27 protein-coding genes and 1 tRNA gene are annotated in these 25,929 nt (G+C 69.4%); 10 read left to right on the top strand and 18 right to left on the bottom strand.

The annotated features are described in order from the left end of the window. Position 1: 1 nt before the first annotated feature. The 3 genes from NOW55_RS13205 to NOW55_RS13195 all read right to left on the bottom strand — a co-directional run bounded on the left by NOW55_RS13205 (position 2) and on the right by NOW55_RS13195 (position 3,015). Positions 2-427 carry a universal stress protein gene (locus NOW55_RS13205; protein WP_256400580.1) on the bottom strand — a complete coding sequence of 142 codons (426 nt, stop codon included), beginning with the start codon at positions 425-427 and terminating at the stop codon, positions 2-4. Between the two features lie 36 nt (positions 428-463). Further along, positions 464-1,105, bottom strand: coding sequence for a ribonuclease HII (gene rnhB, locus NOW55_RS13200; RefSeq protein WP_256400579.1), 642 nt, complete (start codon positions 1,103-1,105; stop codon positions 464-466). A 593-nt stretch (positions 1,106-1,698) separates the two neighbouring features. Next, the gene (locus tag NOW55_RS13195; protein WP_256400578.1) at positions 1,699-3,015 is read right to left on the bottom strand and encodes a tRNA pseudouridine(54/55) synthase Pus10; all 1,317 of its coding nucleotides are present in this window, start codon (positions 3,013-3,015) and stop codon (positions 1,699-1,701) included. A gap of 508 nt (positions 3,016-3,523) precedes the next feature. Between NOW55_RS13195 and NOW55_RS13190 the strand changes: the two genes are divergently transcribed. From NOW55_RS13190 to katG, 5 genes are all read left to right on the top strand, one after another. Then, on the top strand, positions 3,524-4,555 hold the full coding sequence (locus NOW55_RS13190) for a lysylphosphatidylglycerol synthase transmembrane domain-containing protein (protein ID WP_256400577.1): 1,032 nt from the start codon (positions 3,524-3,526) through the stop codon (positions 4,553-4,555). A gap of 86 nt (positions 4,556-4,641) precedes the next feature. Then, positions 4,642-5,097, top strand: coding sequence for a 30S ribosomal protein S19e (locus NOW55_RS13185; RefSeq protein ID WP_256400576.1), 456 nt, complete (start codon positions 4,642-4,644; stop codon positions 5,095-5,097). A 51-nt stretch (positions 5,098-5,148) separates the two neighbouring features. After that, positions 5,149-5,499, top strand: a complete 351-nt coding sequence (locus NOW55_RS13180; protein ID WP_256400575.1) for a DNA-binding protein — start codon at positions 5,149-5,151, stop codon at positions 5,497-5,499. Then, complete coding sequence (locus NOW55_RS13175) at positions 5,499-6,089, top strand: DUF7411 family protein (RefSeq protein ID WP_256400574.1); 591 nt, start codon at positions 5,499-5,501, stop codon at positions 6,087-6,089. The genes NOW55_RS13180 and NOW55_RS13175 overlap by 1 nt, the downstream gene beginning before the upstream one ends. Before the next feature lie 177 nt (positions 6,090-6,266). Continuing rightward, the gene (gene katG, locus NOW55_RS13170; RefSeq protein WP_256400573.1) at positions 6,267-8,414 is read left to right on the top strand and encodes a catalase/peroxidase HPI; all 2,148 of its coding nucleotides are present in this window, start codon (positions 6,267-6,269) and stop codon (positions 8,412-8,414) included. Positions 8,415-8,467: 53 nt separating this feature from the next. On the opposite strand, the gene NOW55_RS13165 is transcribed toward katG, so the two are convergent. The 3 genes from NOW55_RS13165 to NOW55_RS13155 all read right to left on the bottom strand — a co-directional run bounded on the left by NOW55_RS13165 (position 8,468) and on the right by NOW55_RS13155 (position 10,596). After that, a complete protein-coding gene (locus tag NOW55_RS13165) occupies positions 8,468-9,184 on the bottom strand; it encodes a transcriptional regulator TbsP domain-containing protein (RefSeq protein ID WP_256401426.1) in 717 nt (238 codons plus the stop codon). A gap of 80 nt (positions 9,185-9,264) precedes the next feature. After that, positions 9,265-9,606, bottom strand: a complete 342-nt coding sequence (locus tag NOW55_RS13160) for a DUF7972 family membrane protein (RefSeq protein WP_256400572.1) — start codon at positions 9,604-9,606, stop codon at positions 9,265-9,267. A 117-nt stretch (positions 9,607-9,723) separates the two neighbouring features. After that, positions 9,724-10,596 carry a PspA/IM30 family protein gene (locus NOW55_RS13155; RefSeq protein WP_256400571.1) on the bottom strand — a complete coding sequence of 291 codons (873 nt, stop codon included), beginning with the start codon at positions 10,594-10,596 and terminating at the stop codon, positions 9,724-9,726. Between the two features lie 54 nt (positions 10,597-10,650). Here NOW55_RS13155 and NOW55_RS13150 point away from each other — a divergent pair, with 54 nt between their 5' ends. Continuing rightward, positions 10,651-11,253: an alpha/beta hydrolase gene (locus NOW55_RS13150; protein WP_256400570.1), complete on the top strand. Its 603-nt coding sequence runs from the start codon at positions 10,651-10,653 to the stop codon at positions 11,251-11,253. A gap of 3 nt (positions 11,254-11,256) precedes the next feature. Here NOW55_RS13150 and NOW55_RS13145 read toward each other — a convergent pair whose 3' ends face one another. From NOW55_RS13145 to trmY, 7 genes are all read right to left on the bottom strand, one after another. Next, complete coding sequence (locus NOW55_RS13145) at positions 11,257-11,850, bottom strand: P-loop nucleotide/nucleoside kinase family protein (RefSeq protein WP_256400569.1); 594 nt, start codon at positions 11,848-11,850, stop codon at positions 11,257-11,259. Positions 11,851-11,946: 96 nt separating this feature from the next. Further along, entirely contained in the window at positions 11,947-13,743 is a 1,797-nt protein-coding gene (locus NOW55_RS20815; RefSeq protein WP_256400568.1) for a DUF4013 domain-containing protein, read from the bottom strand. A gap of 118 nt (positions 13,744-13,861) precedes the next feature. After that, positions 13,862-14,257: a type II toxin-antitoxin system VapC family toxin gene (locus NOW55_RS13135; RefSeq protein WP_256400567.1), complete on the bottom strand. Its 396-nt coding sequence runs from the start codon at positions 14,255-14,257 to the stop codon at positions 13,862-13,864. A gap of 233 nt (positions 14,258-14,490) precedes the next feature. Continuing rightward, positions 14,491-15,150 (bottom strand): hypothetical protein, encoded by a 660-nt coding sequence (locus NOW55_RS13130; RefSeq protein ID WP_256400566.1) that lies wholly within the window; start codon positions 15,148-15,150, stop codon positions 14,491-14,493. Positions 15,151-15,269: 119 nt separating this feature from the next. Further along, positions 15,270-15,342 (bottom strand) — tRNA-Pro (locus NOW55_RS13125). A 54-nt stretch (positions 15,343-15,396) separates the two neighbouring features. Beyond that, positions 15,397-16,131 carry a hypothetical protein gene (locus tag NOW55_RS13120; protein WP_256400565.1) on the bottom strand — a complete coding sequence of 245 codons (735 nt, stop codon included), beginning with the start codon at positions 16,129-16,131 and terminating at the stop codon, positions 15,397-15,399. Between the two features lie 50 nt (positions 16,132-16,181). Further along, the gene (trmY, locus tag NOW55_RS13115) at positions 16,182-16,778 is read right to left on the bottom strand and encodes a tRNA (pseudouridine(54)-N(1))-methyltransferase TrmY (protein ID WP_256400564.1); all 597 of its coding nucleotides are present in this window, start codon (positions 16,776-16,778) and stop codon (positions 16,182-16,184) included. A gap of 590 nt (positions 16,779-17,368) precedes the next feature. On the opposite strand from trmY, the gene thiL reads away from it, so the two are divergent. The 4 genes from thiL to NOW55_RS13095 all read left to right on the top strand — a co-directional run bounded on the left by thiL (position 17,369) and on the right by NOW55_RS13095 (position 22,557). Next, a complete protein-coding gene (gene thiL / locus NOW55_RS13110) occupies positions 17,369-18,274 on the top strand; it encodes a thiamine-phosphate kinase (RefSeq protein ID WP_256400563.1) in 906 nt (301 codons plus the stop codon). A gap of 93 nt (positions 18,275-18,367) precedes the next feature. Beyond that, the gene (gene purS / locus NOW55_RS13105; protein ID WP_256400562.1) at positions 18,368-18,622 is read left to right on the top strand and encodes a phosphoribosylformylglycinamidine synthase subunit PurS; all 255 of its coding nucleotides are present in this window, start codon (positions 18,368-18,370) and stop codon (positions 18,620-18,622) included. Beyond that, entirely contained in the window at positions 18,619-19,299 is a 681-nt protein-coding gene (gene purQ / locus NOW55_RS13100; protein WP_256400561.1) for a phosphoribosylformylglycinamidine synthase I, read from the top strand. Before purS ends, purQ begins: the two co-directional genes overlap by 4 nt. A 114-nt stretch (positions 19,300-19,413) precedes the next feature. Then, positions 19,414-22,557 (top strand): PAS domain S-box protein, encoded by a 3,144-nt coding sequence (locus tag NOW55_RS13095; protein WP_256400560.1) that lies wholly within the window; start codon positions 19,414-19,416, stop codon positions 22,555-22,557. Here NOW55_RS13095 and NOW55_RS13090 read toward each other — a convergent pair whose 3' ends face one another. From NOW55_RS13090 to NOW55_RS13070, 5 genes are all read right to left on the bottom strand, one after another. Beyond that, the gene (locus NOW55_RS13090; protein ID WP_256400559.1) at positions 22,558-23,661 is read right to left on the bottom strand and encodes an archaeosine biosynthesis radical SAM protein RaSEA; all 1,104 of its coding nucleotides are present in this window, start codon (positions 23,659-23,661) and stop codon (positions 22,558-22,560) included. A gap of 52 nt (positions 23,662-23,713) precedes the next feature. After that, entirely contained in the window at positions 23,714-23,995 is a 282-nt protein-coding gene (locus NOW55_RS13085) for a DUF7521 family protein (protein ID WP_256400558.1), read from the bottom strand. Next, the gene (locus NOW55_RS13080) at positions 23,992-24,363 is read right to left on the bottom strand and encodes a winged helix-turn-helix domain-containing protein (RefSeq protein ID WP_256400557.1); all 372 of its coding nucleotides are present in this window, start codon (positions 24,361-24,363) and stop codon (positions 23,992-23,994) included. Before NOW55_RS13080 ends, NOW55_RS13085 begins: the two co-directional genes overlap by 4 nt. Positions 24,364-24,427: 64 nt before the next feature. Further along, positions 24,428-25,489, bottom strand: a complete 1,062-nt coding sequence (locus NOW55_RS13075; RefSeq protein WP_256400556.1) for a halocyanin domain-containing protein — start codon at positions 25,487-25,489, stop codon at positions 24,428-24,430. A gap of 32 nt (positions 25,490-25,521) precedes the next feature. Beyond that, positions 25,522-25,923 (bottom strand): VanZ family protein, encoded by a 402-nt coding sequence (locus tag NOW55_RS13070; protein WP_256400555.1) that lies wholly within the window; start codon positions 25,921-25,923, stop codon positions 25,522-25,524. Between the last annotated feature and the right edge of the window lie 6 nt (positions 25,924-25,929).

The following is a 25,929-nucleotide window of genomic DNA, read 5'->3' as shown; positions in this document are numbered from 1 at the left end:
TCTACTCGTCGTTGCTGACCACCAGCACGGGCATCGACGACTGTCTGACGACGCGGTCCGTGACGCTCCCGAGCAGCAGTCCCTTGAGCCCCGAGCGACCCCGCGTCGCCATGACGATGCAGTCGATTCCCCGGTCGTCGGCGTAGTCGAGGATGGTCGTCGAGGGGTCGCCCTGCAGGACTTCCGTCACGGCCTCGACGCCGTGCTCTCGGGCGCGCTCTTCCACGTCGGCGACGACGCGTTCGCCCTCGGTTTCGAGGGCGTCGACGACCTCGCCGCCGATGGTCGTGACGCTGTCGCGGTTCGTGTCGGCGACGTACAGCACGTGTAGTCGCGCGCCGTAGGTCGCGGCGAGGTCGACGGCGTACTCGAACGCCTCCTTGCTCGGGTCGCTGCCGTCGGTCGGGAAGAGGATGTCGTCGTACATGGCCCGACGTTGACCCGCCAGCGTCAAAGGGGTTGCTCAGAACTCGTCCAGCCCGGCTTGCTCGGCGGCGGCCAGTGCGTCCGCGCACGTCGACCACGTCTCCCGGGCGAAAGGCGGTAGCTCGCCCGTCTCGGCGACGTAGTCAGCCAGGAACTTCCGAGTGGTGCCGTCGCTCGGATAGCCCGACCCCACGGGCCCGTACTCGTCGGCGAGCGCGGCCATCTGGGCGTCGCGCTCGACCTTCGCGACGATGCTCGCCGCCGCGACGACGCGGTCAGACTCGTCCGCGCGATGTGCGGGGACGACCGTCACGTCGCCGTCGGCCGCGTCGGCGACCCGTCGGCCGAACCTGGCAGCGTCCGTGTCGCCCGCGTCCACGACGCCCCGGGCCCCATCCACGGCGGCGGCGTCCAGCGCCGCCGCCTGCGCCGCGACGGTCAGCGAGTTCATGTCCGTCGCCGGGTTGTCGATTCGCTCGGGCGTGATATCGGCGACGCCGACCTCGATCCGGTCGTCGTCGTGGATGGCGCTCGCCAGCGTCTCGCGGCGCTCCGGGCTGAGCCGCTTCGAGTCGTCCACGCCGTCCGGGAGGATGTCGGCCCGCGGGACGACCACCGCCGCCGCCCACATCGAGCCGAACACCGGTCCCTTGCCGGCCTCGTCGACGCCGAATCGCATCTGGACTGGGTTTCTGTGCGTGGTGTCTTGGTCGTTTTCGTTGCTGTCTGTGCCTGCTGGTCGTGACTGCTCACCCTCATCGGTGACGACAGCAGCTTGAAAGCCCCGGGCGTCTCGTGACCGATGCTCGCTGTTGCTGCGCTTCTCGCCCCTCGCGCGGAATGGCTCGCGGCCTCCGGCACGCCCGCCAGCGTGATAGGCGGCCTCCGGCACGCCCGCCAGCGTGAGAACAGGCTCTCGCTGGCCATCGGAATCGCGCCGCGATTCCGAGACAGCCGCGCGCCACCCGGCTGGTTCACCGATGCCGCCCAGAAAAGTTTACGTTAGGCGTAAACTTCTGAGCCGAGCAGCGGCGCGCTCCGGCCGGGTCGAGAGCCGTCGCTCCACGGCTACTGGCGTCCCGAAAGAGGTGGAAGGTGTACTCAGTCGTCGGCGGCGGTGGGCATCTCCGCCAGTTCGTCGTCGGCGTCTTCGTCGGAGCTCTCGTCCTCGATGTCCTCGATGGCGGTGTGTTCTATCTCGATGTCATGGTGGCACATTGGGTGACCCCTCGTACCGTGACAACGATTCGCACGGTCAAAACAGTTCCCCCGCTATCGGAGGTAGTCGGGGTCGTCGAACGGCTCGTCCTCGCCCTCGACGGCGAGCACGTCGAGCGCGGTGACGGTCGCCTCGACGCCGAGCAGGCCCGCAAGCGAGGGTTCGGTACGGCCCTCGTCGCCGCTGATGAGCTCCTTGATGTAGAGGCCGCCCTCGCCGTGGACGTCGACGGTGGCGTGGCTGTCGTCGTCGAGGTCTGCGGAGATCTCGTAGACGGTGCGCTCGCGGTCGAGCTTCGCGCGTCGGTGGTCGACCCGATGCGGGGTGTGCTGGCGCACGGTGGTCCCGGAGAGCGTGGCGACGGCGTCGGCGAGCGCGTCGGCGTCGACGGGGTCGTCGAACTCGACCTCGGCGCGGTAGGTCTTCGAGGCGTCGAGCTCTTTCACGCGTTCGACCATCTCGTGGGTGGCGAGCCGGAGGTCCTCGACCTCGACTGCGCCGGCGGCGTCCTCGTTGATGCGCCGCTGGAGTGCCTCAACGTCGGGGTCGCGGCTCCGGGGCCGTTTGACCTCCGCGACGAACGGCCGACCCGTGCCGAGCATGAGTGCGTCGACGTCCTCGCGGCCCGCGCCGTGGAACAGCGCCTCGTCGCCGTCCATCGCGTCGAGGACGTGCGGCGTGACGTGCTCCTCGACGCTCATGTCGTAGAGGTAGCCCGAGCCGCCGCAGTGGTCGCAGGGCTCCTCGCCGTCGTCGCCGAGCTGGACGCCGGAGCCGCCGCACTCCCGGCAGGGCCACTCCGTCTGGGGGATGTCGCGCTCCAGCTTGCGGTAGCGACCGTAGACGAACGCCGGGTTGACCTGCACCTCGACGGCGTGGCTGGAGGGCTCCTCGGCGGCCGCGTCGAGGTTCACCAGCGCGAGCACGTCCGGGCGCTCGAAGTCGACCTCGGTGTCGGTCAGGCGACCGACGCGCTTGCCGACCTCGCGGTTGAACTCGCTCTTGAACAGCTCGCCCGCGTCCGGGTCGAGCCCGGCGTCCTCGCGCAGCAGGCGGTCGTTCTCCTCGACCAGGGGCGGCGCGCGCGTGCCCACCTGGTACGTCTCGAACTCGATGTCCGCGAGACCGTCGGCGACGAGCTCCGCGTACTCGTCGAAGCGGCCACAGAGGCCCTCGCAGACCCAGCACTCCTCGGGGTCGACCGGCTCGTACGGCTCGTCCGCGGCCAGCGCGAGCGAGACGCGCAGTCCCTTGCCCCGCTCGGCGTTCGTCAGCCCGAAGCTGCGGTCCGCGAAGGGCCGCCCGAGGCAGGCGTCACAGACCGGTCCGGTCGCCAGCATCGCCCGGACCGCGTCGTCGAAGTCGTTCATGTCCCACGAAAGCGGCGCTGTGCGTTAGTGCCTTGCTATCTCTCGTGTCCCGTCCGTCGTCGATGCCTGGCTCGACGATGCCGTCACGAACCACGCGGCCAAGACACCCCGCGCCGGCAGGCGCGTGGGTGTCGAGGGGGAGGGCTGGCGCGGTGCGGTCGCGGGTGCGGTGCTGTGCGGGGTGGGACTGAAAGGGGCGGTGCTCTCGACGAAGGCAGGCGACGCAAGGACCGCAACGGAGCGAGGGCCGGTCACGGGACGCTCGCGTCTCGTGAGCATCTCGCAGAATCGAAGCGTTCTGACGACGCAGCGAGCCTCCCGAGTCGAGAGCACCGGGGCTTTCCGGCCGTCGGCGGTTCAAGCGATTCCCACGACGGGCGGGGCTTTCCGGCTGTTGGCGGTCCAGAAGCGCCCCACCCGTGGGCGTTCCAGGGAGGTGACTCCCAGCAACCCCCAGTCCCACCCGGACAGGCGGTGGCTTCAAGCGCCCGACGGTCGACGTGCCGTTATGGCTGGAGACTGGGACTACCGCGCCATCGTCGCGGGCTTCCTCGGCGCGCTGGTCGTCCTCGCCGTCGTGCTCTGGGTGGTCGGCATCGGGGAGATACTCGCCCAGCTCGGCCGGGTCGACCTGCGCTTCGCGGTCGTCCTGCCGGTGTTCGCGCTCGGCTGGCTGTTCTGCTGGGGGCTGGCGCTCCGGTCGGTACTGGGGACGCTCGGCATCTCGCTGTCGGTGACGAAGGCGTTCCTCGTCTTCCTCTCGGCGACGTTCGTCAACAACATCACGCCGTTCGGACAGGCGGGCGGCGAGCCGTTCACCGCGCTGCTCATCGCTCGCGTCTCCGAGAGCGAGTACGAGACGGGGCTGGCCGCCATCGCGAGCGTCGACGCCGTCAACTTCGTCCCCTCCATCGCCATCGCGTTCGTCGCGGTGAGCTACTACGCGGTGACCGTGGCGGTGACCGACCGGCTGCTCGACGTGGCGCTGGTGATGGTCGCACTGACGGTCGTCGTCGGCGTGACGGCGGCGCTCGCCTGGCGGTACCGGTACGGGCTGGAGACCCGGGTCGTCCGTGTCGTCTCGCCGCTGGTCCGCCGTGTCGGGCACGTCGTCCCCCGGATGAACCCGCCGAAGCCGAAGGCCATCCGTCGCCGCATCGAGAACTTCTTCGCGACCATCGAGCGCGTCGCGCAGGACCGGCGCTCGATGGCGATGACGCTCGCCTTCTCGACGGCCGGCTGGCTCATGCTCGTCACCTGCCTCTGGCTCTCCTTTTTAGCGCTCGGCCTCCGGGACCCGGACCTGCTCGCCGCCGCGATGCTGGGGGTCCCCCTCGGCGCGCTCGCCAGCGTCACGCCCCTGCCGGGTGGACTCGGCGGCATCGAGGCCGTGCTGCTGATGGTGCTCCCGACGGTGACCGGCGTCGGCGCGGCGACCGTCGGCGCGGTCATCCTCGTCCACCGCGTCGCTTCGTACTGGATTCCGATGCTCGTCGGCGGCGGGGCGACGGCCGCACTCGGCACGGCCCAGCGCGGCTGAGAGCGGCCGACGACGCCCGTCTCCGGTGACGACAGGCCGGCAGGAAGACGATGCCCTTTTAACCTGCGCGAGGGAACCAAGATGCAATGACGACGATGTACGACGTTCCGGCCGACGACCTCATCGAGGCCGTCGCCGCCGAGCTCGAGGATCGACTCGACGAGCCCGAGTGGCTCGAATTCAGCAAGACAGGCGTCAACCGCGAGCTCCCGCCGGAGCAGGAGAACTTCTGGGCCATCCGTTCGGCCTCGCTCCTCCGCAAGGTCGCCGACACCGGCCCCGTCGGTGTCGACCGCCTCTCCACCGAGTACGGTGGCTCGAAGAACGGTTCGACGCGCTACCGCGTCGCCACCGCCCACCGCGCCAACGGCTCGAAGAAGGTCATCCGCGTCGCCCTCCAGCAGCTCGAGGAGGAGGACCTCGTCGAGACCGCCGAGGGCGAGGGTCGCCGTATCACCGCCGAGGGGCGCAGCCTCCTCGACAACATCGCCGACGACGTGATGCAGGAGCTCGACCGGCCGGAGCTCGAGCGCTACGCGTAACGACAGCGAACAGTCGAAACGATTTTCCTCCACAATCGACAAGCGAGTAGTATGAGCGGCAGTCCCGACGACGACGAACTCGAGGAACTTCGCGAGAAGAAGATGGAGCAGCTGCGCGAGCAGCAGGGCGGCGGTGGCGACGCCGAAGCCCAGGAGGCCATGCGCGAGCAGGCCGAAGCCCAGAAGCAGGCGCTGCTCCGGCAGTACCTCACCGACGGGGCCCGCAAGCGCCTCAACTCCGTCCGGATGTCCAAGCCGGACTTCGCAGAGCAGGTCGAACAGCAGGTCGTGGCGCTCGCCCGGTCCGGTCGCATCCAGGGGCAGATCGACGAGGAGAAGATGAAGGAACTGCTCCGCGAACTCAAGCCGGACTCCCAGAGCTTCGACATCCGTCGGCGCTGATGCAGCTCGGGCTGCTCTACAGCGGTGGCAAGGACTCGACGCTCGCCGCGCTGCTCTGTGACGAGTTCTACGACGTGACCCTGGTCACCGGTCACTTCGGCGTGACCGACGACTGGGAGCACGCCCGCGATGCCGCCGAGGCCGTCGGCTTCCCCTTCGAGCGTCTCGAGCTCGACCGCGAGGTCGCCGAGAACGCCGTCACCCGGATGCGCGCCGACGGCTTCCCCCGCAACGGCATCCAGCAGGTCCACGAGCACGCGCTGGAGCGACTCGCCGCACAGGAGTTCGACGCCATCGCCGACGGAACCCGCCGTGACGACCGCGTCCCGACCATCTCCCGCGCTCAGGCCCAGAGTCTGGAGGACCGACACGACGTGGACTACGTCGCGCCCCTCTCGGGCTTCGGTCGCAACGCCGTCGACAGGATCGTCGAGTCGAAGCTCTCCGTCACCGTGGGCCCGAGCGAGGAGATCCGCCGCGCCGACTACGAGGCAGAGCTCCGGCCCCTGCTCGCCGAGCGCGACGGGCCGGATGCCGTCGGCGAGGTGTTCCCGGACCACGACCAGACGTACGTCACCGGGACGGACTGACCGGGTCCGGTTCGTGACCGCCGTCGCTCGGGCCGTCCCCGACGGGGACGCCCAGAACCGGACAGGGGGGTTACGGATGCCACGGGTTCACAAAACCGGCAGATTTCTTCGGTTGTCCCGAACTGTTAGTTTCCGAATTAGGTAACCTTAACAGGCGATAGCAACAATTTCTCTCCGATGAGTAAGACAAACCAGGACTGGTGGCCGACCCTGCTCAACGTGGACATCCTCGACCAGAACGCCCGTGACGTCGGGCCGACGGACGAGGAGTTCGACTACGCGGAGGCGTTCGAATCCCTCGACTTCGCCGAGGTGAAGGCCGACATCGAGGCCGTGATGACGGACTCCAAGGACTGGTGGCCCGCCGACTACGGACATTACGGGCCGCTGATGATCCGGATGGCCTGGCACAGCGCCGGGACCTACCGCACGGTCGACGGCCGTGGCGGCGCGGCCGGCGGCCGACAGCGATTCCCACCGCTCGACAGCTGGCCGGACAACGCCAACCTCGACAAGGCCCGCAGACTCCTCTGGCCGGTCAAGCAGAAGTACGGCCGCAGCCTCTCGTGGGCGGACCTGCTCGTCCTGGCGGGCAACGTCGCCCTCGAGTCGATGGGCTTCGAGACGTTCGGCTTCGGCGGCGGCCGTGAGGACGCCTGGAAATCGGACGACGCCATCGACTGGGGGCCCGAGGACGAGATGGAGACCTGGGACCGCTTCGACGGGGACGACTTCCTGCAGGAGCCCCTCGGTGCGTCGGTCATGGGCCTCATCTACGTCAACCCCGAGGGCCCCGAGGGCGAGCCGGACCCCGAGTGGTCCGCCGACCGCATCCGCCAGACGTTCAGCCGGATGGCGATGAACGACGAGGAGACCGCCGCACTCATCGCCGGCGGCCACACCTTCGGGAAGGTCCACGGTGCCGACGACCCCGAAGGCAAGCACGGCTCCCCGCCCGCCGACGCCCCCATCGAGCAGCAGGGGCTCGGCTGGCAGGTCGAGGGTGCCGACGGCCCGGTCAAGGGGAGCGAGATGATCACCAGCGGCATCGAGGGCCCCTGGACGCAGAACCCCGTCGCCTGGGACATGGGCTACCTCGACAACCTGCTGGATTACGAGTGGGAGCCTCACAAGGGTCCCGGCGGTGCGTGGCAGTGGAAGCCAGTCGACGAGGAGCTGGCGGACACCGTCCCGTCCGCCCACGACCCGTCGGAGACGGACACGCCGATGATGCTGACGACGGACGTCGCCCTCAAGCGCGACCCGGAGTACCGGGAGATCATCGAGCGCTTCCAGGAGCACCCCGACGAGTTCCAGGAGGCCTTCGCGAAGGCCTGGTACAAGCTCATCCACCGTGACATGGGCCCGCCGCAGCGCCTGCTCGGTCCCGAGGTCCCGGACGAGGAGATGCTGTGGCAGGACCCCGTCCCGGACGCCGACTACGTGCTGGTCGGCGACGAGGAGGTCGCCCAGCTCAAAGAGGAGATACTCGAATCGGACCTCTCGATATCGCAGCTGGTCAAGACCGCGTGGGCGTCGGCGTCGACGTACCGCGACAGCGACAAGCGCGGCGGCGCGAACGGTGCGCGCATCCGGCTCGAACCCCAGCGGAGCTGGGAGGTCAACGAGCCCGAGCAGCTCGAGACCGTGCTGGGGACCCTCGAGGAGATCCAGGCGGAGTTCAACGAGTCGCGCTCCGACGCCACGCGCGTCTCGCTCGCCGACCTCGTCGTGCTGGGCGGCAACGCGGCCGTCGAGCAGGCTGCGGCCGCGGCCGGCTACGACGTCGAGGTGCCGTTCGAACCGGGCCGTGTGGACGCCTCGCAGGAGCAGACCGACGTCGAGTCGTTCCAGGCGCTCAAGCCGAAGGCCGACGGCTTCCGGAACTACGTCGCCGACGAGGCCGAGCGCGACCCGGAGGAGATTCTGGTCGATACGTCGGAGCTGCTGAACCTGACGGTGCCCGAGATGACGGCGCTCGTCGGCGGTATGCGCACGCTCGGCGCGAACTACGCCGACACCGACCTCGGCGTGTTCACCGACCAGCCGGGGACGCTGACCAACGACTTCTTCGCCACCCTGCTCGGCGAGGGCGTCGAGTGGGAGCCCGTCTCGGAGGAACGGCTGGCGTTCGAGGGCTACGACCGCGAGACGGGCGAGCTGGCGTACGAGGCCAGCCGCGTGGACCTCGTCTTCGGGTCGAACGCCCGGCTCCGGGCCGTCTCGGAGTTCTACGGTGCCGACGACGGCGAGGAGCAGTTCGTCGAGGACTTCGTCGACACGTGGAGCAAGGTCATGCAGCTCGACCGCTTCGACCTGGAGTGAGCGGTCGGTAGCTTCCGGACCGCCTTCTTCTGCCGACACCCGCGAGCGGGCGCTCAGCTCAGCAGCGTCGTCGTCACGGACGCGACGTCGCCAGCCGGTGCGTCCTGGAACTCGGACCGGGCGAGCTCGAAGCAGTCGGCCTTCAGCACGCCGGCGGTGGCGAGCTCGTCGCGACGGTTCGCGACGGTCGCGGGGCTCGCGATGCCGTTGGTCGCCGCCCAGTACTCGACGGTGGCGACGTCCATGTCGGCGCGGGCGGCGGCGACGAGGGCGACCGTGACCACGTCGGGCCCGGGGCCGTCGCCACGGGCGGTCGTCATCGCGGCGTAGAGGGCTTCGAACTCCGCGGCGGTCGGACGGCCGAGACTCTCCGCCAGCGAGTCGGTCAGGTCGTCGAGCGTCTGCGGGTCGTCGACGTCGGCGGGACCCGGGACGGGCAGGCCGAGACGGACGTAGGCGGCGCGGGCGATGAGTATCGCCGCGACGCCGTAGGTCCCGGCGAAGAGGAGCTTCAGCGCCGGCGAGAGCGCCGTCTCGACGAGGAGGTAGCCGACCAGCACGGCTGCCAGCGCGAGGGCGAGGAGTTCGAGCGCGACGATGGCGAGGTTGGCCGCGGCGTCGCGGCCGACCGGCTCGCCCGGTGTCCGGTACCGGGCGTCGGCCAGGAGCTGGTCCCGTCCGTTGCTGGTCGTGAGTCGCCCGCGCCAGAGCTGGACGAGCCCGACGCCGAGCAGCCCACAGAGACCTACCGCGATGACCGGAACCCACATCACGGCTGTTGGGTCACGCTACTGCGACTATACGCTTGTGGCCGGTGCCAGCGGTGATACCCGTCGCTCCGGTCGCCCGCTCAGGCGTCGTCGAAGTCGAACGAGCGGTCGGTGTTCCGCAGGATGAACGGCCCGATGGAGAGGGTCCGCTTGGCGACCGTCGCGACGCGGAGGACGTACGCGAGCAGGATGGCGAACGGGACGACTGCGACGGTGTTGGCGAGTGCGAACACCAGCAGCACGTCCGCGACGCCGAGGGTCGAGCCGGCGAGCCCGAGCACGACGGTGCCGACGAACACGAACGCCGCGATGCCGGCCGCGACGACCCACCGGTTCGCCTCCAGCAGGACGCGCAGTTTCCAGCTCGACTCCTGGGCGCGGCTCCGCATGCTGTCGTCGCTCGCACCCTCCGCTTCGTCCATACGGCGAGCGACGGGAATGATGGTGAAAAGCGTGGGGTCGAACTCCGTAGGGGGCCGTCCGGGCCGGGGAGGTAGCGTTTCGGGGACGTCAGCAGGATGGGAACAGTCGGCGGGCGGTTACGCGTTCGAGTCCTCCTCGTCTTCGAGCTCCTCCAGGTCGGCCTCGACGGCCTCGTCGCCGGAGCCGCCGGACTCGGCGGCGTCCATCTCGGCCTCGAGCTCCTCCAGGTCCGCGGAGACATCCTCGTCGCTGGTCTCGGCGTCGGCGGACTCGGCGTCGGCGCCGCCGCCGCCCTTGCCCATGTCGGCCTTGAGGGTGTCGAGCTCCGCCTCGACGTCGCTGGACGCGCCGAGCTCCTCGAGCTCGCGGTCGATGGAGTCCTTGTCCGAGAGCACGTCGTCGAACGCGCCCTCGTCGTACAGCTCGTCCATGGCGGCTGCGCGGGCCTCCATGTCCTGCGTGCGTTCCTCGGCGCGCTCGATGGCCATCCCGACGTCGTCCATCTCGTCGCCGACGCCGGTCATGGCCTCGGAGACGCGGTTGCTCGCCTCGGCGGCCTCGTAGCGGGCCTTCATCGACTCCTTCTTCGTGCGGAACTCCTCGATGCGCTGCTGGAGGGTCTCCTTCTTGTCGACGAGCTGGTCCTGCGTGCCCTGGAGCCGCTCGACCTGGGCGTCGAGCTCCTCCATCTGGCGCATCTTCGTCTTCTTCTTCTCGAGGGCGCGGCGCGCGAGGTCCTCGCGGTCCTGCCGGACGGCCTCGCGAGCCTGCCGGTTGTGCTTCTCGACGTCCTCCTCGAGCCGTCGCTTCTGCATCTCCAGGCGCTTCTTCTGTGTCGTCAGGTCGGCGATGCCGCGCTTGACCTTCTGGAGCTGGTCGCGCATCTGCTCGTAGGAGTAATCGAGCGTCTCCGTCGGGTCCTCGGCCCGGTTCAGCAACGAGTTGATCTTCGATTTGAGGACGTACGACGTCCGCGATAGTATTCCCATATTGCGTTATTTCACTCCGTGAACTTAAAAACGTCACTCTCCGAAGGTGTACGTGTGACAGCCGATACAGTTCTCGTACCCGGCGGTCGGGACGTCCGTGCGAACCTCGACGAAGCGCCCGCCGACGCCGACGCCTGCGTCGTCGCGTGCCCACCACACCCACAGCATCGCGGCCACCGCGGCGACAAGCGGCTGGTCGCCGTCGCCGACGCGCTGACGGCCGGCGGCGTGGACTGCCTGCGCATCGACTACGGCGACTGGGACGAGGGCTACGGCGAGCGCGAGGACGTCCGCAACGCCGTGCGCTGGGCGGCCGACCGCTACGACTGCGTCGGCGTCTTCGGCTTCAGCTTCGGCGGCTGTCTCGCCATCCTCGCTGCCGCGAGCGTCGACGTACCCGTCGGCGCGGTCAGCGCGCTCGCCCCCGCCGACCGGCTCGCCGCCGACCTCGACGCGGTCGCCGCGCTCGACGAGGTCGACTGCCCGGTGCAAATCTGCTACGGCGAACGCGACGACGTCGTCGACTGGGAGCGAATGGTCGAGCGTGCGGAGGAGCTGGGCGTCGAAACGGTCCGCTTCGGCGCGGACCACTTCTTCGTCGGCCAGCACGGGAAGGTCGCCGACGCGGCGTCCGAGTTCCTGTTGCGCGAGCTCTGACGGTCACTCCCCGGCAGGGACGCCCGACACCTCCGCCACGTGGAACAGTTCGTCGACCCGCGCGAGCGTCGCGTCGAGGTCGCGGGAGTTGTCGACGACGACGTGGTCGCACTCGACGGGGTCGAACAGCTCGCGGAACCGCGAGTGCAGGTCCGGGTCGGCGTCGCTCTCGTCGTCGGTGCGCTCGCGGATGCGTCGACGTGCGACGGCCTCGTCGCACTCGACCTTCACGAGCTGGAAGTCGACGTCGAGGTCCGCCGCGAGGTCGACGACGTCCTCGCGGAAGCGTGCCTCCTTGAACGTCCCGTCGAGCACCGCCGTCTCGCCGTCCTCGACGGCCTCGCGGCCGCGGGCGAGCAGTTCGGCGTACACCGCGAGCTTCTCCGTCTCGGTGTAGTCGGGGTCGGGAAAGAGCTCCTTGCGCACCACGTCGGTCCGGACGAGCCGGCCGTCGACGCGGTCGGTCACCGCCTCTGCGATGGTCGTCTTGCCCGCGCCGGGCAGTCCACAGACCACTAGCAACATCGGCCCCTGCTTGTGCGTGGTGTGGCCGCTGTGGTTGTCCACGAGCGCGCGGTGGTTCGTCGGTCGGCCCATCCGTATCCGGCAGTTCCCCGGTGCCCGGCCGTCATTGGGAGACAGACGACACCGAGCCCACATGAAACTGTGGAATCCGTCGCGGAACGGGGGCTGTCAGGCACCGTAGATCCTGGCGTAGGCGTCCGCGAACTGCTTCGAGAACACCGTGCCGAGGTACTTGATCTTCACCGGCGTGACGACGACGGTGATGAGCTGGACGACCGGGATGAGCGCGATGACGAGCGAGATGGCGAACGCGATGCCGGCGACGATGCTCACCTTCACCCAGGCGACGAACCACGTCCCGCTGACGAGGACGCGCGCCAGCTTCGGCGAGAACCCGGACAGCATCGAGCCGGTCTCGGCGAAGCGCGCCACCCCGGCCGAGCCCGCGTAGCCGAACAGCGCGGTCAGTCCCAGCCAGATGACGACCCCGGTGAGCAGGCTCCCCAGCCCCTGCTGGAAGTTGCCGTTCAGGATCGCCGTGATGCTCCCCAGCACGAACACGACGAACGCGAGTAGCGGGATGACGCCGTAGACGCCTGCGATGATGGAGCCCTTGATGCCGTCGACCAGCAGTCCACCGGGGTCCGAGAACGACGGCGGCTCGGGGTCGCCGGCGAGCCGCTGGCGCATCACGCGGACGTAGTACCCCGTCAGCAGCCAGCCCGGCACGATGAGGAACGTCAGGTACTCCAGCACCGTCCCGATGGCGATGGTCTTCCACCACCCCTCCTCGTTCATGGGGTACTTCATGTCGGTGCCGAGGCTGTCCGGCCCCCGCGTGTCGGGATGCTGGTCTGCCGACCGGTCCACACCGTCGCCCGGCGTACGGACGCCTCCCCCGCCCGCGCCGCCGGTGTCCTCCCGCGGCGGTTCGCCGTCGTCCCCCCGCTGTCCCGTCTCGGACCCCTGCTCGCGCGGTGGCGGTTGCTCGTCCCGCTCGACCGCCTCCGTCCGCGTCGTCGTCCCGCCGCCGGGCGTACCGTCGCCGACGGGCTCTTCGCGGCGGCCTCGGCGGTCGGTCTCCCGGTGACTGTTCGATGCCGGTGGCGCGTCGGCGTGCCGGTCCCGTCGGTCGTCGCGGTGCACCGGTTCGTCGCGCCGGTCGCGTTCCTGGTGTCCCGGCGCTGGCTCTGGGTCGCGACGGCTCGACTCGGGCTCGGGGTCCCGCCGTCGACCGCCCGGGTCGTGCGCTCGGCGCTCGTCGTCGTGGGACCGACGGCGGTCGTCGCCACGGCCCCGCCGCCCGTGGTCGGCGGAACGCTCACGACGGCCGCGGGACTCGTGACGGTCGTCGCGTCGGTCCGTCTCGCGCTCCCCGTGCCGGCGGTCGGCAGCACGAGGCTGGCGGTCGTCGTCGGCACCGGGGTCCTCGCGGTTCCGGGCCGGTGTGCGGTCCCGGTCCGCTCTCGGCTCGTCCGCCCGCCTGTCTCGACTGTCGCTGCTGTGTCGGTCGCCCCGTCGTCCGGAGCGGTCGGGTCCGTCGTCGGGCCCACGTCGTCCGGAGCGGTCGTGGTTCGGTTTCCGTCGGTCCGTGCTGGCGGCCGCCGACTGACCGTCGTCCCGGTCCCGTCGACTGCGCTTCGAGTCCGGCGACGTCTTCCCGGTCTGGTCGACGCCACAGCGCGGGCAGATGTCAGTCGACGGGTCGAGACTCACGCCGCAGTTGCGGCAGTCGCGCTGGCCGCTCCCGTCGTCTCTCGCCCGCCTGTTTTCTACCGTCCGCCTGTCGTCTCTCGCCCCGTCGCCGCTCCGCCGCCGGGGTGAACGAGCCGTCCTGTCCCGCTCGCTCTCGTCGCTCCCGGGGCGTGTCGTCCCCGACCGCCTGGCGGACGTTCCGCGGCGGCCACCTTCGGCCTGTTCGACGCCGCAGCGAGGGCAGACGTCGGTCGACGGGTCAAGACTCACACCGCAGTTCGGACACTCCCGACGCCCCCCGTCTGCGCGCCCACCCCCGGTATTGTCTTTCGGTGACATTCGCAACTGGTACCCACTGCGCGAAGCTGTCACTTGGGCGTACTGGCCGTCAGGGCTCGGGCGCGACCGCACCCTGGGCCTGTTTCCGCTCGTCGAACGTCGCCAGGTCCGCGCCGAGGTCCGCCGCCATCGCGAGCAGCGTCCAGTCGTTGTTCGTCAGGTCCTCGCCACGATCCGTCCCGTCGCGCATCGCCTTCGCCAGCCCGAAGTCGTCCATGTCCGCCTCGTACACCTCCACCTCGTCGACGATGTCCGCACAGGCATCCCCGACCGCCGTCCCGTCCATCCCCGCCCCGTCGACGAGGATCGACTGCAGCTCCAGCATCGTCAGCGTCGACGTGGCGAGGTCCTCGGTCTCGTTGAGGAACGCTCGGGCCGTCCCGCCGTGCTCGTCGTCGGCGACCAGCGCGGCGAGGAAGACGTCCGTATCGACGACGGTCGTCATTCGCGCTCCTCCCTGACGGCCTCGACCGGGTCGACGTCGGCGTCACCGAAACGGCCGAACAGGCTGTCGCCGAGTGGCTCGTCTGACATGGCGTCGTGCTCGTCGGAGTCGTCCATGGCATGGCCTGGGAGGCCGTGGGGAGTAAAACGTTCGGCTCGGGCCGGTCCGAGACGACGAGCGTGCTGTACCCAGCCGCGAACAGATGAGCGCGAACGCGACGGGCTACCGCCCCCTCACGATAGCTCGATGAACGGTGCGATGCTGCCAGCGATGAAATCCGCGAACTCCAGCGAGTCGAAGCCCGGGGAGTAGACGTTGAGATAGCCGCTCTCGGTGATGTCCAGTTTCACCGTCTCGCCCGATTGGCTCTCGTACGTCACACCCAGCTGGTTCAGTCTCGCCTGGTCGACCACGCCACCGAACTCCCCGTCACCGAGGATGTCGTCGCCGTACACGACGCCGTTGTCCGCCTGGCCGTCGTGGTCGTAGAAGCCCACCTTCCACGCCTCGGCGGACTCGACACTGCCGATGTAACCATCGAGGTCGATGGTGGCTCGCTCGATGTCGGCCTCACCGACCCGCCCGATCAGATCGAACGCGAACGACCCATCACCGCTACTCACGACCACGAACTCCCCAGGGACGGTGAGGAATTCGGTGTACTCGGTGATCGTCCCCTCGTCACTCACCTCCTCGATCTCCGTTCCTCGGATCGTGTACCCCGTGTCCTCCAGGTTCCGTTCCCTTGCGGCCGCCCCGACGACCACCCTGTTCCCAGCTTTCGTCTGGGTGAATCGACCGACCTCGATGACGGAGTTGCCGTCGTCATCGAACTGAGACGTAGTGAGTCCGTTCAACGAGCCATCTATCTTCGCGATAACCCCTGCGTTCATTCCGACGGAGAGTCAATCTGCTTCCACTTAAATCTCGGTGCGGGTCGGACACGCGGCACGAGTCGTTCACCCACGACGGACTCCTGGCAGGCGCTCGTCGGTGCAGAATGCGGGATAAGTGGGCCGGCGCGAATTTGAATCGCGGTTACGGCCACCCGAAGGCCGAAGGATACCAAGCTACCCCACCGGCCCGCATTCGAGATAGACGAGTGGGCGACTTTTAACGCTTCCGAATCGCCCGACGATTCACCGGTCGACGCGGAGTTCGTCGAGGTGGCCCTCGAACTGGAGATCGTGGCCGTGGACGGTGGTCACGCGCACGGCGTCGGAGGAGAAGCTGGACTCGACGCGGTACTCCTCGTCGTCGTCGCCGTCGACGTAGATGGTGGAGCCGCCGATGTAGCTGGTGTCGGCGCTGGTGACGTCGCCGGAGACCGTCTCGGTGGGGGCGGAGCCGTCACCGGTGTCGCGACGGAGGTCGAAGTGGACGCGGTCGCCCTCCACGACGTCGTCGAGGCCGGAGTCGAGGACGGTGCCGAGGTCGGAGCCGTCCTCCTCGGGAGTGCCGCCGTCGGCGACGACCTCGGTCGCGGACGTCGTGCCGGTGCGCGATTCGGGTGCCGTCTCGGGGACCGATGCACAGAACTCGTCGAACACGTCGGTGCAGTCGGGACAGAGCACGTATCGGTCCTGGTCGACATCGAGCTGTGTCGCGCCGGCGTCGGGGGTGACGTCGCCGCCACAGAGGCTGCAGTCGTGGTCGGCGAGGGTGGCGCGGTCGATCATGTGACGGTGCTGCATGTCGGCGGCGAGTGCGCGGACGTCATCGAAGCAGTGGTCGCAGGCGAAGCGCTCGCTCGTCTCGACGGTCGCGGCGTCGCCATCGACCCGACGGGTGTAGATGCGATGGACGGTGTCGGTCGCCGTCGGGGTGACGATGCGCGTACAGAACCGGCAGGTGTCGGGGGAGTCGGTAGACATGAATCACCCTCTGAAGGCCAGCTACTTAATTTCGACCTTCTACTCGACTGTCAGAAGCGCGTGTAGGCGTCGGTGTCGAGGTAGTGGTGTGCGACCGTGACGGCGTGGTCGGCGTGCAGCAGCGTCGGCCCCAGCCGGAGGCGCTGGTCGGCGGTTTCGGCGAGCATCGTTGCCTCAGCGTCGGTGAAATCGCGGTGGTCCGAGAGCACGAACGTCGGGTTCTCCGGCGGCTTGACCTCGTTGGCGGCCTCGCCGTCCTCGTGGAGCTGGACCACGGTTCCGTCCCGCGCGCACTCCTCGAGCACCACGTCGAGCCCCACCCGCCGGATGCTGATGCCCGGCGACGACTCCGCGGGCTGGTGGCCGATGGCATCCTCGCGGTGTTCCAGCGCCGTCCGGACCAGCGCGGCGGTCGAGCGTTCGTCCGGGTGCAGGTTCCGCACCGTCGCCCCGTCCACGGTGACGGTGAACTCGTCCTGCAGGACCAGATGCACCCGCACGTCGTCGCGCAGGCCGTGACTCGTGAGGAACGCCGCGTTCAGACACCGACAGAGCAGGTCGAGCCGCCCCGCCTCGCTCGCGAGCGCGTCCAGCGAGAAATCGGGCGACGTGGGGACCTCGTGACCGCAGATGACGAACTGTCGCATATCGTCTGTTGTGGCTGGTGTGGGTTTAGTCGCGTCGAACCCGCTTTTGAAGGGTTGAGTTGATTCGGTCTCTGCTCGCGATGCTCCCAGGCCAGGTTCGATTGTCGTGGGAACGCGCTGGTACTCGAACAGCCAGAAAGCCCCGAGGCGCTCGGCTCGGGGGCTTCGCTGCGGTCCTCGCTCCGCTGCGGTCCTCACTTCAGCCGCCGTCGCCGAGCGCCTCGCCCCTTTAGTCCCGCCCCGCACAGCACCGCGCCAGCCCTCCCCCTCGACACCCACGCGCCTGCCGGCGCGGGGTGTCTTGGCCGTGGGGTTGGTGACGGCGTCGTCGAACCAGCCGGCATGGCGCGCGACTGGCGAGCGTGTCGAACGAAGCGAGACCGCGACCCATCCGTGCGAGGGATGAGAAGCGTAGCGAGCATCGCAAGCGGCTGGGGAGGTCTGAGGTGCGATGCTGTGCGGTCGGGTGGGAGTGAGCGGGAGGGGGCGTTCTGACTGTTCGAGTCCACTGCTGTTCCTCCTGCAACCTCGCTGAATCACGTGTTCGGACCGCGTTCCTTTTGCCGACCGCCACGAAACACACGGCCGACATGAACGAACGGGCGGCGCTTTCGCTCGTCGGCGACCTCGTCGACCACGCGGGGGACGACGCGGCGGTGGTCGACGGGACGGTCGTGACGACGGACATGCTCCACGACCGGACGGACTTCCCCGCGGGGACGACGCGGTACACGGCGGGCTGGCGGGCGGTCGGCGCGTCGCTGTCGGACGTGGCGGCGACTGGTGCGGAGGCGACGGCGGCGGTGGCGGTGTACGCGGCACCGGAGTTCGAAGAATCGGAGCTCCGCGATTTCCTGCGGGGCGCGACGGCGGTCTGCGAGACGGTCGGCGCGGAGTACGTCGGCGGGGACCTCGACACGCACCAGGAGTTCACGGTGGCGACGACGGCGCTCGGGCGGACCGACGAGCCGGTGGGCCGGGCTGGCGCGGAGCCGGGCGACCGGCTCTGCGTGACCGGGACCCTCGGCCGGAGCGGCGCGGCGCTCCGGCTGTTCGAGGCGGGCGAGACCGAGCGCGCGAACGAGCTGTTCCGGTTCGAGCCGCGGGTGGCCGCGGGGCTGGCGCTGGCCGGGCATGCGACGGCGATGATGGACTCCAGCGACGGACTCGCGCGCTCCTGTCACCAGCTCGCCGAGGCGAGCGACTGCGGGCTGGCGCTCGACGGCGACGCGGTGCCGGTCGACGACGCAGTCCAGGAACTCGCGGGGAGCGAGGCGACGGTCCGCGAACTGGGCTGGTACTTCGGCGAGGACTTCGAGCTGGTCTGTACGGTGCCCGCGGACCGGGTCGAGGACGTCCGTGCCGACTGTCCGGTGCCGCTGTCGGTCGTCGGGGAGGTCACCGAAGCGGCGGACGGAGAACCGGGTGACGACGACCCCATCGTCACCGTCGACGGCGAGCCGCTCCCGGACCGTGGGTTCACCCACGGCGAGTGACGCCGGGGGAGTGCGCGCCGACGACTATCCACGAACGTGCATCACAGCCGCGAGTCACAAGAGTTTTTGAACACGAACGCGCCTGTCCAGGTGATGAGCGCCTACACCGCCACGGTGACCGTCCGACTCAAGCAGGGAGTCCTCGACCCCGAGGCCGAGACGACCAAGCGCGCGCTGGAGCGCCTGGGCTTCGAGCTGTCGGGGCTGCGCTCGGCCGACCGCTTCGAGGTCGACCTCGACGCCGACGACGAGGACGCCGCCCGCGAGCGCGCCTCGGAGATGGCAGAGCGCCTGCTCGCGAACCCGACCATCCACGACTACGACGTGGAGGTCGTCCCGCGCGAATGACGGTCTCGGTCGTCCGCTTCGGCGGCTCGAACTGCGACCGCGACGCCCTCCGTGCCCTCACCGACCTCGGTATCGACGCCGAGATCGTCTGGCACGAGGACGGCCTCCCCGCGGACACCACTGGCGTCATGCTCCCCGGCGGCTTCTCCTACGGCGACTACCTCCGCGCCGGCGCGATGGCCGCCCGCTCGCCCGTCATGGACGAGGTGCGCGAGCTGGCGAGCGAGGGCGTCCCCGTCCTCGGAGTCTGCAACGGTGCACAGGTCGGCTGCGAGTCCGGCCTCACGGAGGGGGCGTTCACCACGAACGCGAGCGCCCGGTTCCAGTGCGAGCACGTCCACGTCCGCGTCGAGCGCGCCGACACGCCCTGGACCGCCGGCTACGAGGCGGGCGAGGTCATCGAGCTGCCCATCGCCCACGGCGAGGGACGCTACGAGATCAGCGAGGACCGACTCACCCAGCTGGAGACCAATGAGCGAGTGCTGTTCCGCTACTGCGACGCCGACGGCAACCTCACCGACGAGGCGAACCCGAACGGCTCGAAGCACAACGTCGCGGGCGTCGTCGGCGAGCGCGACTCCGTGGCAGTGCTGATGCCCCACCCGGAGCGCGCTGCGCTCGCTGACGTCGGCGGCACCGACGGTCGGCCGCTCCTGCGCGGCTTCGCCGCCGAGTAGGGCGATTCGACGCGGGGTCAGGTCCCGAGTCGAGGCTCGTAACGGCTAAAGCATTAAAGACGGTGGCTGTCCTCGGCTCGTGTAACTGGTGGCGCGTGTGCCGCCGAGAGTCGCATGAACGGACGTACGAGACGCGTCCTGCTCGTCGCTCCCCCCGGCGACGTGCGGACGGAGATGGTGGAGTCGCTTCCATGGACGATGAGTACCGCAGCCGATACCGCGTCGGCTCTGGACGTGCTCGACGGTGACGTCGACTGTGTCGTCGCGACGGACACCGTCGCGGGTGACCCTCTCGACCTGCTCGAGTCGGTCCGCAGGCGGTGGCCGGCGCTCCCCGTCTTCCTTCTCGCCGAGGACGGCGACGAAGCGCTGGCGAGCGAGGCGGTCGCGGCCGGCGTCGACGGCTACGTCCCCACCTCGGCCGGCCCCGACGTACTCCGCGACCGCATCGCCGCCGTCGTCGAGCCGGAGGACAGCCTGCCCCTCGACAGCGAGCTCGACCGGCTCAGACTCGTCTACGAGCAGGCACCACTCGCCGTCGTCGAGGTGGACGCCGACGGCCACATCACCGCCTGGAACGACGGCGCGGCCGACATCTTCGGCTACGAAGCGTCCGAGGCCATCGGCGAGCCCGTCGTGGAGCTGCTCGTCCCACCCGACGAGCGCGAGGCCGTCCGGCCCATCGCGGACGCCGCGCTCTCGCCCGACGGCGAGGTGCCGTCGGTCAACGTGAACCGGAACGTCACCGCCGACGGGACGGAGCTGACCTGCGAGTGGTACAACACGACGCTGACCGACGACGGGACCGTACTCGGCGCGCTCTCGTTCGTTCAGGACGTGAGCGACCGCGTGAACCGCCGCGAGACCGTCGAGTCCCTCCAGGCGATGACGAGCGAGCTCGTCGGCGTCGAGGAGCCGACACGCGTCGCGGACTTCGCGGTCGAGGCCGCACGGACCGTCCTCGACCAGCCCTACGCCGGCGTGTTCTTCTACGACGACTACAGCGAGGTGCTCGTGCCCGTCTCGGCCACCGACGAGGTCGCCAGCCACTTCGACGAGCCGACCACGCTCGGCGCGGACGACGGGCTCGTCTGGAACGCGTTCGAGAACGGCGAGACGGCCGTTATCAACGAGGCGGCGACGGCCCGGACCGCGATACCCCCTTCACTCGACCTCGAGAGCGCCATCGTCGTCCCACTGGGCGACCACGGCATCCTCGTCTTCGGTGCCCGGGCACGCAACGCCTTCGACCGAACCGACGTGCAGATGGTGAACATCCTCGCGTCGACGACGCAGGCCGCCCTCGACCGGAGCACCCGCGAACGCGACCTCAAACGGCACCAGACGATCGTCGAGGCGGCTGGCGACGGCGTGTTCGCGCTCGACGAGTCGGGCCACTTCCACGCGGTCAACGACGTGCTGGCCGAGATGACCGGCTACGAACGCGAGGACCTCATCGGCCGCCACGTGGACGAGGTCCTGCCCCGGGAGCACATCGAGCGCGGTCGCGAGGAGTTCGCGGCGCTGTCCGACGGCGAGACACGGACGTTCGAGCTCGATTTCGGGGACGAGGAGGTCGTCGAGTACGAGGCGACCATCGCGGTGCTCCCGCAGGAGACGACCTTCGAGGGCACCGCCGTCGTCGTGCGGGACATCTCCGCACGCAAGCGCATGGAGGCCGAACTCGTCGAACAGAAACGCAAGATAGAGGCGCTACACGCGATCGCCTCCGACCTCGACGACTGCGAGACGCGTGATGAGATCTGGGCGCTGACCGTCGAGGCCGCCGAGCGCGTCCTCGACTTCGACATCTGCTGTGTCGACGAGGTCGCCGACGACTTCCTCGTCTCCCGCGCGCTCTCCTCGGAGATCGAACCGGAAGGCTACAGCGAGCGCGCCCCCATCACCCAGGGCCTCGCGGGGAAGACGCACCGCACGGGGGAGTCGTTCCTCATCGACGACGTGACCGCCGACAACGCGGCCGAACCGGAGGACCGGACGTACCGCTCGTTGCTCTCCGTGCCCGTCGGCGACGAGGGCGTCTTCCAGGCCGTCTCCGACGAGGTAGATGCCTTCGACCGGACGGACCTCGAACTCACGGAGCTGCTGCTGACCCACGTCGCCGACGCGCTCGAACGCGCCTCGTTCGAGGCCGAACTCAAGGACGAGCGCGACCGGTTCGCCGCGCTGTTCCAGAACGTGCCCGACCCCGTCGTCTACGCGGTCCACGAGGACGGCTACCCGACGGTCGTCGAGATAAACAGCGCGTTCGAGCAGGTGTTCGGCTACGACGCCGACGAGATCGTCGGCGGCAACCTCGACGAGTTCATCGTCCCGCCGGACCGGGAGACCGAGAGCGACCACATCAACGACCAGGCCTACCGGGGCGAGCTCGTCGAGCGCGAGGTGAAACGACGCACGACCGACGGCCTGCGTGACTTCCTGATGACCGTCGTCCCCGTCGACCTCGACGAGTCCTCCCCCCGTACCTTCGGCGTCTACACCGACATCACCGAACGCAAGGAGCGACAGAAGCGCGTCGAGATCCTCAACCGCGTGCTCCGACACGACCTGCGAAACGGCATGAACATCATCAAGGGCTCGGCGGAGATGCTCGGCGACGTGGTCGACGGGACCGCCGCTATCGGCTACTCCGAGACCATCATCGACCGCGCGGACGACCTCATCAGCCTCGCCGAGAAGACCCGTGCCGTCGAGCGCACCCTCGACCGCGACCACGCGGCGACCGGCCCGGTGAACGTCCACGAGAGCGTCAGCACCTCCATCGCGCAGGTCGCCGAGGAGCACCCCGAGGCCGAGTTCACGACCGACCTGCCGGAGTCGGCGCAGGTCCGTGCCGACGACCTGCTCCGGACCGCCATCTTCCACGTCATCGAGAACGCCGTCGAGCACAACGACACCGGCACGCCGAACGTCCACGTGAGCGCGCGCCGCGGCGAAACCGACCCGGACGTGCTCCAGGTGTCGGTCGCCGACGACGGCCCGGGTATCCCCGCCTCCGAGCGCGCACTCATCTCGGAGGAGCAGGAGATCACCCAGCTCAGGCACGCCAGCGGGCTCGGCCTCTGGCTGGTGAACTGGGTCGTCACGCAGTCGGGTGGCTGGATCAGCTTCGAGGACAACGAGCCCCGCGGCAGCGTCGTCACGCTGCACGTGCCACTGGCGATGTCGTCTGCGTCGGAGGCCTCGGACGAACGGACCGGGACTGGCGAGAACGAGACGACGCCCGTGGAGTGACTACCGCGCGAGCGGCATGTTGTAGCTGGTCTCGCGCTCGACGACCGCCTCCCACGTCAGCTCGCAGTCGCAGGACACCTGCTCGAACACCGACGGGTCCTGTCGTACGTCGAAGTCCTTGATGGCCGTCTGGACGCGGTCGTCGCAGTCGCCGCAGTTGTGCGCGCCGCGGTCGGAGCCGTGGCCGACGGGGTCGGAGACGACGATGGCGTCGCAGCCGGCCGTCGATTCGAGCACGTCCGCGACCGACCAGAGCCACGGCGGCCTGTAGCCGCCGCGGAAGAACAGCTCGTCGACCATCGTGTAGCGCTGGACGTTGCAGGGGTTCATCGAGACGGTGTGACAGCCGTCGACCTCGCTGCAGCGACGCACGGAGGACTTCATGTCGTCGAGCGCCTCCGGCTCCGAGAGGAACGGCGGCTTCATCAGCAGGTACGCCTTCACGCCGGCGTCGCCCTCCCCCTCGCCGCTCGCCTCGTCCGCCGCGACGGCCTCCGAGCAGGCATCCTCGAAGTCGGCGAAGTCGAAGTACTTGTTCACGCAGTCGTGGCGCACGCGGTCGGTCGCGGTCTCCAGCCCGATGGCGACGTCGGTGTCCAGCCCGTGGCTGGTGAACTCTCCTATCTTCTCGCGGTCGACGAAGTCGGGCAGCGACTCGACGACGATGCGCTCGCGGTCCGCGAACGTCTCCGCGATGGCGCGGCGCGTCTCCCCGCCGACCTCGCGCTCGTCGAGGAAGCTCCCGGAGGTGTAGATCTTCACGAGGTCGCTCGGCCCGTCGGCGTTCTCCGCCTCGTGGTCGAGACAGACCTGGATCTGGTCCATCAGCGCGTCGTGGCTCACCGAGCCGCCCTCGACGGACTCGGCGACGTAGCCACACATCGTGCAGCCGCCGGCGCGGGCCCACCGGCAGCCACCGGTGTTGAGGATGATGGTCAGGCTCTGGAACACGCCGCCGGGCGTGTTGTCCTCGTCGATCCACACCCGCGTCGGCTCGTGAGGGTCGTACGTCTCCTCCTTCTCGGCGCGGATGCGACGCATCACCTGGTTGTGGGCGTCCATCCCCTTCCCCTGCTCGTACACTTCGGGGCTGGGCTTGCTCATTGCCGGAGAACAACGGTCGTGTGCGTAAATCCGCTTCGGGTCGGCGGAGGGCTCAGTCCGCGTACAGCGAGTAGAGGATGACGCCGAAGCCGACGGTGGTCAGCAGGCTCTCGATGGCCAGCGCGACGGTGCGGTCGGCGGGGCCCATGATGAACTGGTCCATCGCCCCGGCCAGCATCGCCCCGAGCGTGACGAAGCCGAAGCCGACCGCCAGCGCGCGCAGCGCGGGCGAGCCGGTCCGGCGGTACGCCTTCGCCGCGAAGTAGGTGATGAGGCCGCCGAAGACGAGCGCGAGCGTCTTGAACGCGATGACGAGGGCTGAGAGGTGTGTCATGTCTCCTTGCGCACCTCCTCCCACATCGACGCGAGGCGTTCGTCTGGCGTTTCGGGCGGCCGAGCGATGCGTAGTTCGAGCGAGTTGTCCTCGGCGAGCATGATTGTGACGTCCTCGAAGTTGACCCGGTACTGCGACGTGTGACGGCCGTCCGGACGGAGCTGGGTCTCCTCGACGAGCAGCGACGACTCGGTGAGCCGTTCGAGCTTCCGGTAGGTCGTCGAGAGCGGAATCCCGCACTCGTCGGAGAGCTCACTGGCGGTCATCGGCTCGTCGAGCGCCTCGATGATCGCGTGGCAATCCTCGTCGTCGAGGGCGTCGACGACCGCCTGGAACTCCGGTTCGTCCGTCGCGGACGGGTCGTACATCCGTACCCGGCTACTCCGAACGGGGGCACTAATACAGTTCGGTTTTTGATGCGACCGCCGTCGGTCAGTTCCCGCCGCTGGGCTCGTCGTCCGGGCGTCCGTCGGAGCCGAGCGCCATCGCGACACCGACGAGCGCGGGGAACAGCAGCAGCGAGCCGAACCCGCCGACGAAGGCGAGCTCCAGGGGTTCGATGCTGGACTCGCCGACCGGCCGCGGTTGCGCGGTGGGCTCGGTCCAGCCCCCGGCCTCGCTCTCACCGCTGCCGCCGGCTTCCGCCGCACCGGTCACGACGACCGTACCCTTCATCCCCATGCCCTCGTGGGGTTCGCAGTAGTATCTGTGGATGCCGGGCTCCTCGAACGTCCGTGAGTAGGTGTGGCCGGCCTCGCCGACGAGTTCGGAGCCCCAGTCGCCGGACTCCGGAAGGACGTTGTGGACGCCGCCGTCGCCGGTCCACTCCCAGACGACCTCCGTACCGGGGTCGACGCGGACCGCCGGCGGGGCGAAGCCGAACGCGCCGCCGTTGGCCTGGCTCCCGACCTGCACCGTCACGCTGTCCGTGCCGGTCTCGTTCGCGGTCGACTCGTAGTTGCCCACGTCGTCGAACCAGCCGCCGTAGTCCGGTTCCTCGAAGCTCTCCTGGCCGCCGTCGCTGCTCCCACCGCCAGACGGGCCGGCGTCGCCGACCACGACGACACCTTTCATCCCCATGCCCTCGTGGGGTTCGCAGTAGTACTTCACCACCTGCACCTCCTCGAACGTCCGTGAGTAGGTGTGGCCGGCCTCGCCGACGAGTTCGGAGCCCCAGTCGCCGGACTCCGGAAGGACGTTGTGGACGCCGCCGTCACCGGTCCACTCCCAGACGACCTCCGTGCCGGGGTCGACCCGGATGGCGGGCGGCGAGAAGCCGAACGCGCCGCCGTTGGCCTGGCTCCCGACCTGCACCGTCACGCTGTCCGTGCCGGTCTCGTCGACGACCCCGTCGTAGTTGCCGACGTTGTCCAGCCAGCCGTCGAACGTCGGCTGGTCCTGTGCGGTCACCGTCGCGCCGGTCGCCGCGAGCCCGGCTCCGACGCCGAGTGCCCGGAGTGCGGTCCGTCGCGTGCAGCTCTGCTGTCGGCTCATACACGACAGTCGCATCGCCGGAGAAAAGCCGGTTACGAGCGTTCCCAGCCGCTGGGAGACCTTTTCGACGCGAACTGCCAGCCGGCCACGCCGACGACAGCGCCGACTGCGTTCGCTGCCCCGTCGACGAGCGAGGCCGTCCGCCAGGGGACGAACGACTGGAGCAGCTCCACGCCGAAGCCGACGGCGACGGCGACTCCGACCGCCAGCAGCGCCGCCCGCGCCGTTCGACGGCCGAGTGCCCGGGCGACCAGCCCGCCGAGCACCGCGTAGGCGAGCCCGTGTTGCCACTTGTCCGCCGCCAGGACGCCGAACGGACCGGTCGTCGCCGTCGCCGCGCCGGGCGGGTCGACCAGCGAGGCGACGAGCACGACCGTCCCCCAGCCGACCGCTGGGCCCCACAGCCACGCACGTCGGCGGTCGAGTCGAGTCACGCTCCC

It is taken from the genome of Haloarchaeobius litoreus (genome assembly GCF_024495425.1).
Lineage (GTDB): Archaea > Halobacteriota > Halobacteria > Halobacteriales > Natrialbaceae > Haloarchaeobius > Haloarchaeobius litoreus.
Note: the sequence above shows the minus strand (reverse complement) of the source record. Positions and strands in the feature narration are given on the sequence as shown.

What these genes read in the sequence shown, in the direction of transcription:
- NOW55_RS13205 (WP_256400580.1), bottom strand. Translation starts at nt 427, where the DNA reads ATGTACGACGACATCCTCTTCCCGACCGACGGCAGCGACCCGAGCAAG.
- rnhB (WP_256400579.1), bottom strand. Translation starts at nt 1,105, where the DNA reads ATGCGATTCGGCGTCGACGAGGCCGGCAAGGGACCGGTGTTCGGCTCG.
- NOW55_RS13195 (WP_256400578.1), bottom strand. Translation starts at nt 3,015, where the DNA reads ATGAACGACTTCGACGACGCGGTCCGGGCGATGCTGGCGACCGGACCG.
- NOW55_RS13190 (WP_256400577.1), top strand. Translation starts at nt 3,524, where the DNA reads ATGGCTGGAGACTGGGACTACCGCGCCATCGTCGCGGGCTTCCTCGGC.
- NOW55_RS13185 (WP_256400576.1), top strand. Translation starts at nt 4,642, where the DNA reads ATGACGACGATGTACGACGTTCCGGCCGACGACCTCATCGAGGCCGTC.
- NOW55_RS13180 (WP_256400575.1), top strand. Translation starts at nt 5,149, where the DNA reads ATGAGCGGCAGTCCCGACGACGACGAACTCGAGGAACTTCGCGAGAAG.
- NOW55_RS13175 (WP_256400574.1), top strand. Translation starts at nt 5,499, where the DNA reads ATGCAGCTCGGGCTGCTCTACAGCGGTGGCAAGGACTCGACGCTCGCC.
- katG (WP_256400573.1), top strand. Translation starts at nt 6,267, where the DNA reads ATGAGTAAGACAAACCAGGACTGGTGGCCGACCCTGCTCAACGTGGAC.
- NOW55_RS13165 (WP_256401426.1), bottom strand. Translation starts at nt 9,184, where the DNA reads ATGTGGGTTCCGGTCATCGCGGTAGGTCTCTGTGGGCTGCTCGGCGTC.
- NOW55_RS13160 (WP_256400572.1), bottom strand. Translation starts at nt 9,606, where the DNA reads ATGGACGAAGCGGAGGGTGCGAGCGACGACAGCATGCGGAGCCGCGCC.
- NOW55_RS13155 (WP_256400571.1), bottom strand. Translation starts at nt 10,596, where the DNA reads ATGGGAATACTATCGCGGACGTCGTACGTCCTCAAATCGAAGATCAAC.
- NOW55_RS13145 (WP_256400569.1), bottom strand. Translation starts at nt 11,850, where the DNA reads ATGGGCCGACCGACGAACCACCGCGCGCTCGTGGACAACCACAGCGGC.
- NOW55_RS13135 (WP_256400567.1), bottom strand. Translation starts at nt 14,257, where the DNA reads ATGACGACCGTCGTCGATACGGACGTCTTCCTCGCCGCGCTGGTCGCC.
- NOW55_RS13130 (WP_256400566.1), bottom strand. Translation starts at nt 15,150, where the DNA reads ATGAACGCAGGGGTTATCGCGAAGATAGATGGCTCGTTGAACGGACTC.
- NOW55_RS13120 (WP_256400565.1), bottom strand. Translation starts at nt 16,131, where the DNA reads ATGTCTACCGACTCCCCCGACACCTGCCGGTTCTGTACGCGCATCGTC.
- trmY (WP_256400564.1), bottom strand. Translation starts at nt 16,778, where the DNA reads ATGCGACAGTTCGTCATCTGCGGTCACGAGGTCCCCACGTCGCCCGAT.
- thiL (WP_256400563.1), top strand. Translation starts at nt 17,369, where the DNA reads ATGAACGAACGGGCGGCGCTTTCGCTCGTCGGCGACCTCGTCGACCAC.
- purS (WP_256400562.1), top strand. Translation starts at nt 18,368, where the DNA reads ATGAGCGCCTACACCGCCACGGTGACCGTCCGACTCAAGCAGGGAGTC.
- purQ (WP_256400561.1), top strand. Translation starts at nt 18,619, where the DNA reads ATGACGGTCTCGGTCGTCCGCTTCGGCGGCTCGAACTGCGACCGCGAC.
- NOW55_RS13095 (WP_256400560.1), top strand. Translation starts at nt 19,414, where the DNA reads ATGAACGGACGTACGAGACGCGTCCTGCTCGTCGCTCCCCCCGGCGAC.
- NOW55_RS13090 (WP_256400559.1), bottom strand. Translation starts at nt 23,661, where the DNA reads ATGAGCAAGCCCAGCCCCGAAGTGTACGAGCAGGGGAAGGGGATGGAC.
- NOW55_RS13085 (WP_256400558.1), bottom strand. Translation starts at nt 23,995, where the DNA reads ATGACACACCTCTCAGCCCTCGTCATCGCGTTCAAGACGCTCGCGCTC.
- NOW55_RS13080 (WP_256400557.1), bottom strand. Translation starts at nt 24,363, where the DNA reads ATGTACGACCCGTCCGCGACGGACGAACCGGAGTTCCAGGCGGTCGTC.
- NOW55_RS13075 (WP_256400556.1), bottom strand. Translation starts at nt 25,489, where the DNA reads ATGAGCCGACAGCAGAGCTGCACGCGACGGACCGCACTCCGGGCACTC.